Raw genomic sequence first — 12,476 nt, 5'->3', positions numbered from 1 at the left:
CCTCACAAAGAGCAAACCTCACAAAGCTCCACTAATTACCATACAATTAACTAAAAAAAGCAGATTTTATTAATAATTATCCGTATTTTTACACAAAAATTTTTAGTTACTATGAGAAAAACATTTTTAATTGCGAGTTTAGTAGGTATGTTTGCTTTTGCAAGTTGTCAAGAGAAAAAAGACCAACAAGAAGGAACTGTTCAAGAAACAAGCGTAGAAGAAACGACGAATCAAACAGAAACAACGGAAACAAAAGAAACACAAAACATTGTAACCATGTATGTAGGGCCTAAACAAGTAGATTGTACAGGGGTTGGACCTATGAAATGTTTACAGGTAAGAGAAACAGAAGATGGAGAATGGACGTTATTCTATTCCTCAATTCAAGGTTTTAAATACGAAGAAGGGTATAACTACACGTTAGAAGTACGCAAAGAAGACGTACCAAACCCTCCTGCTGATGCACCTTCTATTCGCTATATCTTAGTGAAAGAAATTTCAAAAACAAAAGCATAATCAAACGATTCAATACAAAAAAGAGCACTTTAGGTGCTCTTTTTTTGTATGAATTCTAATTATATTCTTTTATATACAGTTTGTGTTCCAAGAGTGGATGATCTACAGGAACCAACGGATGATTAAAATTTTTGACATACGTCATGCCACTTTTGATCATCACCTGTTCTGAAGCCTTATTTGACAAAGTAGTAAAAGCATATACGCGATCCAAATTCAATTGCCCCTTCGCGAAATCAAGACAAGCCTTAGCCCCTTCTGTGGCATAGCCTTTATTCCAAAATTCAGGCAATAAACGCCAAAGCACTTCTACTGCTGGAGCAAAATCTACCTCAAAAGTAAAGGTATTCAATCCAATAAAACCAATAAATTGTTGCGTCGCCTTCTCCTCTACGGCAAATGCTCCAAATCCATTCGCTTCTATCTTGCGCATCATATTTTGCATGATTTCCGTTGATTCCTCAGGCTTTTTCATTTCAAGAAAATAGCGCATCACTTCTGGATCACTATTCAAGCGAATAAAAGCCTCTAAATCCTCTTGCTTGTACTGTCTGAGTATTAATCGTTCCGTTTCTAAGTATACCATTGTCTTGTTATTTAAACAGCAAAAAGAGATTGGATTGCTCCAATCTCTTCAAACCAAAAATCTATAAAAAACAAATTTAACTATTTCGTTGAATTTTCTTATTGCTGTAGCGCTTTTTTAACTGCAGGAGCTACTTTAGTTCCCAACAATTCAATGGATTTCATCATGGTTTGATGATCAGGTGCCCCTAAGTCCATATGCATCAACCAACGGGTTAACCCAAACATCTCTTGGTGGTACAAAATCTTATCAATCACTTGATTGGCATCTCCAATAAACAAAGCTCCATCTCTACTTCTACCGCCTTCATATTGCTCAAAGGTATACGGTTGCCATCCTCTTGATGCACCAATGCGATCCATTTGTCCTTTGTACAAATCAAAATACTCTTTAGCCAATTGATTGCCATTTACCCCAACCAAACCATGGGAATGGGTTGCAATCTGCATGGTTTTAGGATCATGTCCTGCAGCCAAGTATTCTGCTTTATAATAATCAAAGAAAGGTTTGTACTGCTCTGGCATTCCACCAATAATGGCAAATACCAAAGGCAAGCCTAATTTAGCAGCACGCAATACCGATTCTGGTGTTCCTCCTGCTGCAATCCAAACATCCAACGGTTTTTCTGCACGTGGAAATACTTGTTGGGCTTGTAACGAAGCGCGATGTTTTCCAGTCCAGGTTAACGGCTCTTCCGTAGCATTAATATTCAATAAGAGATTTAATTTCTCTGTAAATAACTCATTATAGTCATCCAAATTATAACCAAACAGTGGAAATGACTCAATAAAACTACCGCGTCCAACCGTAATTTCAGCTCGTCCTTTCGACAATAAATCAAGGGTTGAGAACGATTGATAAACGCGAACGGGATCATTCGAGCTCAAAACAGTTACCGCACTTGTTAGTTTGATTTTTTCTGTAACACTAGCCGCTGCTGCTAAAATAATATCAGGAGCCGAAACGGCGTAATCCGGGCGGTGGTGTTCTCCTATTCCAAACACGTCAAGTCCGACCTGATCCATGAGTTTGATTTCTTCAATTAATTCGTTTAAACGTTGTTGTGGAGCTTGATAAGTATTCGTTTGTTTATTCAAACGCAAATCTCCAAACATACTGATTCCTATTTCCATAACTTCTTGTTTTTTAGTATATTATAAAATTACAACATCTAAACCGATAAAGCGCTTAACCTACATTAAGTTCACTCCACAAAAAAACCTTCTACCGCAGTGGTTAGAAGGTTTTGTTCCTTATTCTTATTCGATCGGATCGTTTGTTTTATCATTTGTTGGATCTGCTTCAGCATCCCCTACTTGATTTTGTTTTTCTTTTGGATCTACAATACGGAGATTCGACTCATCCTTGGGTTTTCGCAAACTCCAAATCACCAATCCCAATCCCACAATCATAAAGGGAATGCTCAAAATTTGCCCCATATTCAAGGCCATCTCGTCCTCAAAAGCAACCTGATTTTCTTTAAAATACTCCAATACAAAACGAGCAGTAAACATGAGAATCAAGAAAAGACCAAAAAGCAAGCCCTTGTAACGGCTGTATTTCTTTTGGTATAAACGATACAAGAGGATGGTAACAGCTAAATAAGCGAACGCTTCGTATAATTGGGTTGGATGTCTTGAAATAGAATCATCACGTAAAAAAATAATGCCAAAAATAGAATCTGTTGGTTTACCGTAAATTTCAGAATTCATAAAATTCCCAAAGCGAATAAATGCGCCTGTGATAGGGATTGCAATCACCAAGCGATCCAAGAGTTGTAATAAGTTCGTTTTATATCTTTTACAAAACAAAGCTAAGCTCAACAATACACCAATTGCCCCTCCATGACTCGCTAAGCCCATAAAGCCAACAAAATGATAACTACCTTCTACTTTGGCAATAGGTAAAATAATTTCTAAGGGATGTTGTGAATAATAGGCAAAATCATAAAACAAACAATGCCCTAATCGAGCCCCAACTACAGTACCTATCACAATATAAATCAAAAGTTTATCTAGATATTGAATTCCGATTTGCTCTCGCTTAAAAATTCGCTTCATGAATTGATAGCTCAAAATCATACCTATAGCGAATAATACACCATAATAGCGAACAGCAAAATCCCCTATTCTAAAAATCTCTGGATCTACGTTCCACGTAGCTAAACTTATATTCATATATTTTCTTTTGTCTCTACTTTTTACTCAAGTTTCCAAAAGTAGAGGAATTGAAAAGAAAAACAGAAAACTTAACATTTTTTTGTAAGGTGATAAGAGGGTGAGGTGGTGAGGTGGTGAGATGATGAGCAAACCTCACAAAGAGTTTTTTTGCCTTTTCGTTTTTTTGCCTTTTCGTTTTTTTGCAAGAGGCTTTTTTACAGCAATCTACTTTAATCGATACATCTTACAACTTCACAAAGAGCAAACCTCACAAAGAGTTTTTTTGCATTTTCGTTTTTTTGCAAGAGGCTTTTTTGCAGCAATCTGCTTTAATCGATACATCTTACGACTTCACAAAGAGCAAACCTCACAAAGAGTTTTTTTGCCTTTTCGTTTTTTTGCAAGAGGCTTTTTTGCAGCCATCTACTTTAATCGATACATCTTACGACTTCACAAAGAGCAAACCTCACAAAGAGTTTTTTTGCCTTTTCGTTTTTTACAAGAGGCTTTTTTGCAGCCATCTACTTTAATCGATACATCTTACGACTTCACAAAAAACCGTTCACTGTCAACCGTCAACCGTTAACCGCAAACTGTTAACCGTTAACCTCATGCTGCAACACATACACTTGCTTATACTTTTCTTTACGGGATTTACGAGGGTGAAAAACAATTCCGATTTTAGTATCTGAGATTGGGCTAATTGAAGAAACAGCCAAATCATTAGTCTCTAGATTTAGCACCTCTTGAGACAGTAGGTTTTTATACCCGCTTTTATTTTTGTTGTAGACCAATTCGACTAAACTATCGTTGCGTACAACTAACCAGCCATTCCCGTGTTCCGTGGTAAACTGGATGGCACTTGTTTCCGCATTAAGGTGTTGAGGATGCCAAGTACCGAAGAATTCATCTCCTAAATTATACAATTCAGCATAAAGACAATTGCCTTCTTCATCAATTTCTACCAAGCCAATTTCTCCATTTTCCTCACATAACAAATAAGATTTATGGTCAAAAGACAAGCTCAAGGCTTCATGTACAAAAGGAAAATCAAAATCTAACACACGACTGCGGATTTCTTGTCCACTTTCGTTAATTTGGCGGTGTAACCAGCCTGATTCTACTTCAGTAATCAGGTGTATTTCATTATTTTGTACGCATACCTTATTGCCTTTAGGCATAGGGACTGTTATCTGCTTGCATCCTACAATAGCGTGTTCATTAAAAGTCAAACAAGTCATAATATCTTGTTTACTTTCTTTCCAGATATCCACTTCATAAAAAATAGTGGATGCTTTTGTACAACCGACAAAACGCCCCGCTAAATCCTTATCAAAGCAAAACTGTTCTACTGTATTTCGCTTGAAAATAGGTAGAATTTGTCGAGATTCACTTTCATCTTTATCCCCTACTACAGCCACGTAATTTGCAGCTAATGGATTTAAAAACAACGTAGGTAAAACACCTTCTGATTCGACAATCTCTCTTTTATTTCCTTCTTCATCAATCAAGGTATACACCAATTCAAAAGCAGAAGCATCTTCTGCATCTGTTGATACATAGTTTGCTACTAATAACCCTTTTTTAGCCCAACAACTTCCCATCGCTTGAATAGCAAAAGGTACTTCTATTGTTGTGATTAATCCAAATGATGTTTTTTCATTCATAAAGCAATATTATTAGCAGTTAAACGTAGGTACAAAGGTAAAAAAACTTAGCAGACAAAGGAATGCCTGGCCTCCTTTTTTGTCCACTAAGTCTTTTCTTTCAATTATTACTACTTATTCTTCTGTTTATGCACGTAAATCTGCTAATTCTGCATGTCGATCAAACATGGCTTTAGCAAATGGGCATAAAGGCATTACTTTCACTCCCTTTGCTCTTGCGAATGGTACAACACCCTCTTGGAGCAATTTTTGTCCAACTCCCTGACCTTTAAATGCTTCATCTACATGCGTTGCATCAACGATAATCATTGAGGTTCCTGCAACGCTATACGTCATCTCTCCTGCTTTTTTACCGTCAATCCAAGCGGTAAAAGCACCTTTACTATCATTTTGTTCGTGTTTTATTTCCATTATTTCTTACTTATTTAGGGTTGTTTCAATTATTACATTACCGGTTATGATTCGATGTACCGGGCATCTTTCTGCAATCGCTAATAATCTTTTCTCTTGTGCCTCATCCAAAGAAGCACCAGTAAACGATATTTCGCGCTTAAAATTAGCTACTTGATTGGGCTTATCATCTTCCATTTCCACTTGTACGATAATCTCCCCTACCTCCCATTTCTTCATGTTGATGTACATACGCAACGTTGCAGCTGTACACGTAGCTAAAGAAGAAGCCAACAATTCAAATGGATTCAATCCGGTATCTCCACCACCTAAATCGACTGGTTCATCACTGATGATACTGTTTTTTCCTGCTTTTACTTCTGTTTGATATAAGGTACTGCATAATGTAGCTATTACTTTTACTTCCATTTTTTTCTTGCTGATTTAACTCGTTTTATTTCTAAAATTCTTCATTCCTTCTGGGAAAGGAACATAACTCTTATCATCTCCTTCAATAAGAGGGAAAGCCTCATAATTTTGGTCAATCCAATCTTGTTTTGCTTTTTCTAGACGTTCTACATCATGCGAAACAAAGTTCCAAAGAATGTAGCGTTCTTCAGGTAAGGGATCTCCTCCAAAAATATAAACGGTAGTATTAGGAGCCATCTCAAATTCACACAATGTACTATCATTGGCAATTAAGATGTTCTTATTTCCATAGGTATGTTCCCCGCTTGTTACTTCTCCTTCGAGAATATACAGGGCTGCTTCTCCAAATAAACCTGCACCAATATTGATTTTTGCTGCATCTTTGGATTTAATTTCAATATAATATAAAGGGCTGTGTACAGGAACAGGAGATTCATAACCTAAAGCTTTTCCGGCGATCAACTTATAGTCTACTCCATTTTCTTGCCAACTAGGCAAGTCCTTTGCTTCGATATGAACAAATGAAGGTTCGATTTCCTCTAATTCTTTGGGTAGAGCAATCCAAATTTGCAAGCCATGCATAACCATATCTGGTCTGTCTTGGCGTACATTAACTGGCATGCGTTCTGAGTGAACAACCCCACGTCCTGCTGTCATCCAATTGACTGCACCAGGTGTAATTTCAACATGGCTACCAAGGCTATCTCTATGCATGATAGAACCTTCAAATAAATAGGTTAACGTGGATAAGCCAATATGCGGATGAGGGTCAACATCTAAATTATCATGTTCTTTTACTGCTGCTGGACCCATGTGGTCAATAAAGGCAAAGGGACCTACGGTTCTCTTTTGACGGAAAGGCAATAGTCTTCCAACTAGAAAATTACCAATACTTGCCGCTCTTTCTTCAATAACTAAATCTACATTTGACATAATTTGCGTGGTTTTTATACGTTTATTTTTCTTTGAAGTAAAAATACATTCCTTTTTTCACCTCAACACTTAATCTACCTTAAGTATCCTTCTAAAATACGCCAAATAACCCAACTATGCCAATTAATCCTGTTAACTTCTTGTGAAGTCGCGAGAATCCCCTCTACTTGCCACGCAATTTCAACTTATAAATCAGCTCTAAACTAAGTAAATGATTGTTTACGTGACCTTTAGGTGCACTTACACGATATAAAGAGGGTTTATAACTCAATCCAACATGAAAATTTTTCGCCACTTCAAAATTAACTGCCGCTAGTAATCCTACCGTATTGTGGCTACTCACCTTAATATCCTCTCGATTATATCCATTTTCGCTAATATCTTCTCTATTTTGGTTGCGCCCCCAAAAAACACCATAACCTAAATTTAAACGGTTAATTTGATGAAAATTAGCTACTTTAATGGTATAAGCATATAACAAAAAATCTTCTAAAATAGGTAAAAGCATAAATGAAGTATATCCTCCAGCCCCAATTGAAAGATAACTATTAGCCCCATAATAATAAAGAAACCCTACTTCTCCTCCTCCATTTCCAAGAGCTTCTTGTTTTTGTTCTCGAAGCACGCCGGGAATATCAAAAGACATATAATTAAACGGTGTAAATGTTCCATAAAAATAGATATCGCCTTTTTTCGTGTTTGGTTTATAGTTAATATATTTATTTCTGTGTTTTAACATTTGCTCCTCTTGAATTATAGGCATTCCATCTGCCATCATCGGATCCAAATAAACAGTACGCGGGTATTCAAATCGCCTGTGATTCGTTAAGTCTACAGCATAATTGACTGGAGCGAATACAAGTCCAGTTAAATTTAAAGCGAGAAATTTATTGTCTAAATGGGCTTTGATGGTATAATTTAAATCCGTTGAATCGGTAACCATAACGACCTTCAAATCTTCTTTTGAACGTGCTAAATTAAGTTGAACAGGCAACTCGTAAATAGAGTCCTTCACCTTTATTTTTTCTAGATTTTTACTGGAATAAAAGTAAATCAGACGAGAATCTTCATTCAGCACTGTTGCACAAGAGGTTAGCAACAGCAAGGCTAAAAGTAGTAAGGTGCACTTCATTGGTTTTGTTTTTTTGTTAAATTTAACCAAATATAAATACAAACCAAATAAAAAAAGACCGTGTAAATTGCTACAGATTCTCCCCAAAACGGCTTTATCTTTTCGCTGAAAAACCCGTATCTTAGGGGTTTTAATTTGATTTCCATTTAAAATGTATAATAATTTACTTGACACCCCTATTGAATACTTGAAAGGCGTTGGACCTCAACGCGGTGATTTACTCAAAAAAGAGTTGGGTATTTTTAAATACAGTGATTTGCTGCATCTCTATCCCAATCGTTATATTGATCGCACGCGTTATTACAAGGTGAATGAACTTTCAACCACGTTAGCAGAAGTACAATTAGTAGGTAAAATTATTCACCTCAAAACGGTTGAACAAAAACGAGGCAAGCGATTAGTAGCTACGTTTACGGATGGCACTGGTCAATTGGAACTTGTGTGGTTTCAAGGATTTAAATGGATACAAGAAAATTTAAAGCTCAATACTCCCTATGTTATTTTCGGTAAACTCAACCATTTTAACTATGTGTATTCCATGCCCCATCCAGAAATGGAAACAGTAGAAGAACACAAAAACAATATCGCCTCAAGTATGCAAGCGGTGTATCCTTCTACGGAGAAACTTGGCGCTAGAATATCCAATAAGGCGATGAATAAATTAATGCACCAATTGGTTCAAGAAACTCACCCGCTCTTTCGCGATTCTTTACCCGAAGATTTTCGCACTCGATTGGGATTAATGCCAATGAATCAGGCTATGGTGAATATTCACTTCCCTAAAAATCCAGATGAATTAAACAAAGCGCAATTTCGTTTGAAATTTGAAGAATTATTCTACATTCAAATGCAATTGTTGATTAAAAATATTGCGCGTAAAGGAAAAATTCAAGGTTTTCCTTTTACACAAGTAGGTGAATATTTCAATACGTTTTACAACCATCACCTTCCTTTTCCATTAACCAATGCCCAAAAAAGGGTAATTAAAGAAATTCGCAATGACGTAGGGGCACCAGCTCAAATGAATCGCTTATTACAGGGAGATGTGGGATCAGGAAAAACTATTGTAGCATTTATCAGTACATTGTTTGCTTTAGACAATGGCTTTCAAGCTTGTATTGTTGCTCCAACGGAAATCTTAGCAACACAGCATTTTATTGGTATTTCTGAATTAGCCGCTCCCTTGGGGATTCAGGTAAAATTACTCACTGGATCAACTAAAACAGCCGAACGACGAGTAATTCATCACGATTTAGAAGAAGGTAGTCTACAGATACTTATTGGTACACATGCGCTATTTGAAGACAAAGTAATCTTTAAAAACTTAGGGCTAGCTATTATTGATGAGCAGCATCGTTTTGGAGTGGAGCAACGTTCCAAACTTTGGAAGAAAAATACAATTCCCCCGCATATTTTAGTCATGACAGCTACGCCTATTCCGCGAACTTTAGCTATGAGCTTATACGGAGATTTGGATATATCTGTAATTGACGAATTGCCACCAGGTCGTAAACCCATTCAAACCATGCATTATTTTGAAGGAAAACGCTTGGCTGTTTGGCATTTTATCAAACAAGAAATAGCAAAAGGTAGACAAGTGTATATTGTCTATCCTCTTATTGAGGAAAGTGAAACCTTAGATTACAAAAACTTAATGGAAGGATATGAGGGAATTTCGAGAGATTTTCCTCTTCCTCAATACAGCGTAAGCATTGTTCACGGGCAAATGACTCCTGCAGAAAAAGACAAAGAAATGGATCGTTTTGCTCGAGGCGAAACCAATATCATGGTTGCCACCACAGTTATCGAAGTTGGGGTGAATGTACCCAATGCCTCAGTCATGATTATTGAAAGTGCCGAGCGTTTCGGTTTATCTCAATTACACCAGTTGAGAGGTCGAGTTGGTCGAGGAGCCGAACAGAGTTTTTGTATTCTTATGACAGGAGATAAATTGAGTAACGACAGTAAAATACGCATGGAAACCATGTGTCGTACCAACGATGGTTTTGAGATTTCAGAGGTAGACTTAAAACTTCGCGGTCCAGGGAATATTATGGGTACACAACAAAGTGGTACCCTACCCCTCAAAATTGCAGATATTGTACAAGATCAAGAAATTTTGCACTACGCAAGACACCAGGCGATCCAACTACTCAAAGAAGATCCAACCTTGGAACAACCCAATCACGCGAAGATCAAAGAGAAATTAAACCGATTGAATCAAAGCACTAGCATCTGGAATTACATCAGCTAGCTTTTTGTACTAAAAAATGAGGCTATCTGCAATGAACCAAAAACATTACAGACAACCTCACTTACCCCAAACTACAACCTATCAAACGCACCACCAACCTTATGACTGAACAACTCTTACAACATTATAAACTCTTCCTCACGATGCTCGATATTTGATAATTGGCTACTGCTCTTTGAACTAAATGTTCATTCAATTGTTGTTGTTTTTCCATAAGATAACCACCATCTTCATTTTCAGAAACTTGAAACTGTTCTACTTTTCGATTCGGAGATAAAACGGTTAAAATATTATTTTCCAAATACCCTAAATTCTGATAGGTAGCTATAAATGCTCGCTCTTGGTACTGTTTTTTGTAAATATCTTGGCCATAAAAACGAGAATCATACGAAAAATGCAGCAAACCAAGTAATGTTGGCATCACATCAATTTGAGAAACCAATCGCTTTTCTTCTTTCGGTTCAATGAATCCAGGGGCATAGATCATAGCTGGAATATGGTAGCGTTCTAGGGGCAAACTTGCTTTTCCCGCACTAGACGCACAGTGATCCGCAATCACAACAAAAACAGTGTCTTTAAACCAAGGTTTTGTTTTCGCTTGTTCGATAAATTTACCTATGGCGTAATCCGTATATTTAACTCCGCCATCTCGAGATTGTGAATCCCCATCAATCGTAATCTTACCAGCTGGATACGTATAAGGTCTATGATTGCTTACTGTCATGATATGGCTGAAAAAAGGCTGTCCTTTTTCACTATTGGCATCAAACGTTTTCAAGGCCTTATCAAACATATCCTCATCACAAACCCCCCAAATATTACTAAATGTAATTTCATTGGGTTTTAAATCACTTTTATCAATAATCTCATAGTGATTTCCTCCAAAAAAGGTCTTCATATTGTCAAAATAGCTATCTCCACCATATAAATATTGCACTTGATACCCTTGATTTTTCAACACGTTACCCAACGAGAATAAATCCGCATTGTCCTCTTGTTTTACTAAGCTCTCACCCGCACTAGGTGGTCGAGATAGTGTTACCGCCTCTAATCCTCTAACAGTGCGATTTCCCACTGCAAATAAGTTATCAAACACTAAACTTTCTTTAGCTAACTCATCTAAATAGGGCGTAATTTGATCGGTATTTCCATAGCGCTCCATAAATGAAGCACTTAAACTCTCCACTGTAATTAAAACAATATTTTTCTTCTGTACAGGTAAGGAATCTACAATGTGTTTTATATTTTCAACGCCTTTGCTATTGTACATCGTATTAACAATCGCTTGCGCTTGCTTTTCATCTAATTTTTTGTAAAAATGATTGTAGTCCAAACGGCTACTTCTAAACGCTTGATAAAACTTATACCCACCATTGGCTTGTAGTTCATTGTAATAGACATTATCTGTGGCTTGGAACTTCGTGGTATAGTTCAGAATTCCGACACATCCCATACTCAATAAACAATACCCTAGTACTGCACTCATCTTTTGTTTCGTTTCCATCGGTTGTTCAAATGCAGCACGAGCACCTTTTGTTATCCAATACGTCAATAAACCTGCTACTATCACAACGCCAATCAAAATCGTTTTTATCGGATATGATTCAGCGATATTCCCAACAACTTCATTGGTATAAATCAAATAATCAACTGCAATAAAATTATAACGCACCCCAAATTCATCCCAAAACAAATACTCCCCTAGGGCTATAAATTGAACAAATACAACAGCGTAAATAAAGATAATACTATTGTAAACCACATAGCTCCAAGCACTTCTAATTTTGGGTATAAAAAGACGCAAACCAAAACTCAGCGTTTTATACAAGAAAAAACCTTGAGCAATTGTTGGAACAACACTTCCATACTCGTGAAATATAGTAGTAAAGAATAACACGTAACCAAGTAACAAAGCGTAGCATCCAAAAATGAGATACCCCCAAGGTTTTTTATATTTAAAATGGGAAACACCCACTAATTGTATCCCCACGAACAAGCAGACAATTAACGTCAAACTAACATCATTAATCATACCTAGAAAACTCAATTTAAAGAGCGACAGCATCGTCAAATCTTCTCTTACTTGAAAAGCCAAAACCATTCGAAGTAAGAAACCAATAACGACTGCAAGGCCAATTAAACGCTTAGCAGTGTATCCTAGTAAGTCAAAACAAGAGGTTGCGGATGTATTTCTCCAGCGATTTACATGCATCATACGACAAGTAATTTTAAATTTAGTTGTACATTTAATTCATTCTATTCGTTAGAATTGATTCACAAAAGGAAGAATTCATTTTGTAGAAAATTTGAATTTTAGAAAAATTTCACTTTTTTAATCAAAAAGTAGCACAAAATCCGAAATTCAAAATTTCTATAAATTTGCATTCTACCTTTGTTTCAAATTCATTCC

At 36.7% G+C, this 12,476-nt stretch carries 11 protein-coding genes; 2 read left to right on the top strand and 9 right to left on the bottom strand.

The annotated features are described in order from the left end of the window. The first annotated feature begins 111 nt into the window (after nucleotides 1-111). Complete coding sequence (locus tag AWV75_RS05595) at nucleotides 112-516, top strand: DUF4377 domain-containing protein (protein ID WP_060873443.1); 405 nt, start codon at nucleotides 112-114, stop codon at nucleotides 514-516. 55 nt (nucleotides 517-571) lie between these two features. Here the strand turns inward: AWV75_RS05595 and AWV75_RS05590 are convergent, their stop codons facing one another. The 8 genes from AWV75_RS05590 to AWV75_RS05550 form a co-directional block, all read right to left on the bottom strand. After that, the gene (locus AWV75_RS05590) at nucleotides 572-1,102 is read right to left on the bottom strand and encodes a GNAT family N-acetyltransferase (protein WP_060873442.1); all 531 of its coding nucleotides are present in this window, start codon (nucleotides 1,100-1,102) and stop codon (nucleotides 572-574) included. A gap of 98 nt (nucleotides 1,103-1,200) precedes the next feature. Further along, nucleotides 1,201-2,235, bottom strand: coding sequence for an LLM class flavin-dependent oxidoreductase (locus AWV75_RS05585; protein WP_060873441.1), 1,035 nt, complete (start codon nucleotides 2,233-2,235; stop codon nucleotides 1,201-1,203). 126 nt (nucleotides 2,236-2,361) lie between these two features. After that, nucleotides 2,362-3,279 carry a prolipoprotein diacylglyceryl transferase gene (gene lgt, locus AWV75_RS05580; protein ID WP_060873440.1) on the bottom strand — a complete coding sequence of 306 codons (918 nt, stop codon included), beginning with the start codon at nucleotides 3,277-3,279 and terminating at the stop codon, nucleotides 2,362-2,364. Nucleotides 3,280-3,857: 578 nt separating this feature from the next. Beyond that, the gene (locus AWV75_RS05570) at nucleotides 3,858-4,928 is read right to left on the bottom strand and encodes a hypothetical protein (RefSeq protein ID WP_060873438.1); all 1,071 of its coding nucleotides are present in this window, start codon (nucleotides 4,926-4,928) and stop codon (nucleotides 3,858-3,860) included. Between the two features lie 126 nt (nucleotides 4,929-5,054). Continuing rightward, nucleotides 5,055-5,339: a GNAT family N-acetyltransferase gene (locus AWV75_RS05565; RefSeq protein ID WP_060873437.1), complete on the bottom strand. Its 285-nt coding sequence runs from the start codon at nucleotides 5,337-5,339 to the stop codon at nucleotides 5,055-5,057. A gap of 6 nt (nucleotides 5,340-5,345) precedes the next feature. Further along, nucleotides 5,346-5,747 (bottom strand): OsmC family protein, encoded by a 402-nt coding sequence (locus AWV75_RS05560; protein WP_060873436.1) that lies wholly within the window; start codon nucleotides 5,745-5,747, stop codon nucleotides 5,346-5,348. A gap of 15 nt (nucleotides 5,748-5,762) precedes the next feature. Then, nucleotides 5,763-6,680 carry a pirin family protein gene (locus AWV75_RS05555; RefSeq protein WP_060873435.1) on the bottom strand — a complete coding sequence of 306 codons (918 nt, stop codon included), beginning with the start codon at nucleotides 6,678-6,680 and terminating at the stop codon, nucleotides 5,763-5,765. Nucleotides 6,681-6,843: 163 nt separating this feature from the next. Next, nucleotides 6,844-7,812, bottom strand: a complete 969-nt coding sequence (locus tag AWV75_RS05550) for a hypothetical protein (RefSeq protein WP_060873493.1) — start codon at nucleotides 7,810-7,812, stop codon at nucleotides 6,844-6,846. Between the two features lie 151 nt (nucleotides 7,813-7,963). Here AWV75_RS05550 and recG point away from each other — a divergent pair, with 151 nt between their 5' ends. Further along, entirely contained in the window at nucleotides 7,964-10,066 is a 2,103-nt protein-coding gene (gene recG / locus AWV75_RS05545; protein ID WP_060873434.1) for an ATP-dependent DNA helicase RecG, read from the top strand. A gap of 124 nt (nucleotides 10,067-10,190) precedes the next feature. On the opposite strand, the gene AWV75_RS05540 is transcribed toward recG, so the two are convergent. After that, on the bottom strand, nucleotides 10,191-12,281 hold the full coding sequence (locus AWV75_RS05540) for an LTA synthase family protein (RefSeq protein ID WP_060873433.1): 2,091 nt from the start codon (nucleotides 12,279-12,281) through the stop codon (nucleotides 10,191-10,193). Nucleotides 12,282-12,476 lie beyond the last annotated feature (195 nt).

Source organism: Myroides odoratus, assembly GCF_001549985.1.
Lineage (GTDB): Bacteria > Bacteroidota > Bacteroidia > Flavobacteriales > Flavobacteriaceae > Flavobacterium > Flavobacterium odoratum_A.
Note: the sequence above shows the minus strand (reverse complement) of the source record. Positions and strands in the feature narration are given on the sequence as shown.

Excerpts from the sequence above, each read along its gene's own strand:
- AWV75_RS05560 (WP_060873436.1), bottom strand. The coding sequence starts at position 5,747 with ATGGAAGTAAAAGTAATAGCTACATTATGCAGTACCTTATATCAAACA.
- AWV75_RS05565 (WP_060873437.1), bottom strand. The coding sequence starts at position 5,339 with ATGGAAATAAAACACGAACAAAATGATAGTAAAGGTGCTTTTACCGCT.
- AWV75_RS05550 (WP_060873493.1), bottom strand. The coding sequence starts at position 7,812 with ATGAAGTGCACCTTACTACTTTTAGCCTTGCTGTTGCTAACCTCTTGT.
- AWV75_RS05555 (WP_060873435.1), bottom strand. The coding sequence starts at position 6,680 with ATGTCAAATGTAGATTTAGTTATTGAAGAAAGAGCGGCAAGTATTGGT.
- AWV75_RS05595 (WP_060873443.1), top strand. The coding sequence starts at position 112 with ATGAGAAAAACATTTTTAATTGCGAGTTTAGTAGGTATGTTTGCTTTT.
- AWV75_RS05590 (WP_060873442.1), bottom strand. The coding sequence starts at position 1,102 with ATGGTATACTTAGAAACGGAACGATTAATACTCAGACAGTACAAGCAA.
- AWV75_RS05570 (WP_060873438.1), bottom strand. The coding sequence starts at position 4,928 with ATGAATGAAAAAACATCATTTGGATTAATCACAACAATAGAAGTACCT.
- AWV75_RS05540 (WP_060873433.1), bottom strand. The coding sequence starts at position 12,281 with ATGATGCATGTAAATCGCTGGAGAAATACATCCGCAACCTCTTGTTTT.
- recG (WP_060873434.1), top strand. The coding sequence starts at position 7,964 with ATGTATAATAATTTACTTGACACCCCTATTGAATACTTGAAAGGCGTT.
- lgt (WP_060873440.1), bottom strand. The coding sequence starts at position 3,279 with ATGAATATAAGTTTAGCTACGTGGAACGTAGATCCAGAGATTTTTAGA.
- AWV75_RS05585 (WP_060873441.1), bottom strand. The coding sequence starts at position 2,235 with ATGGAAATAGGAATCAGTATGTTTGGAGATTTGCGTTTGAATAAACAA.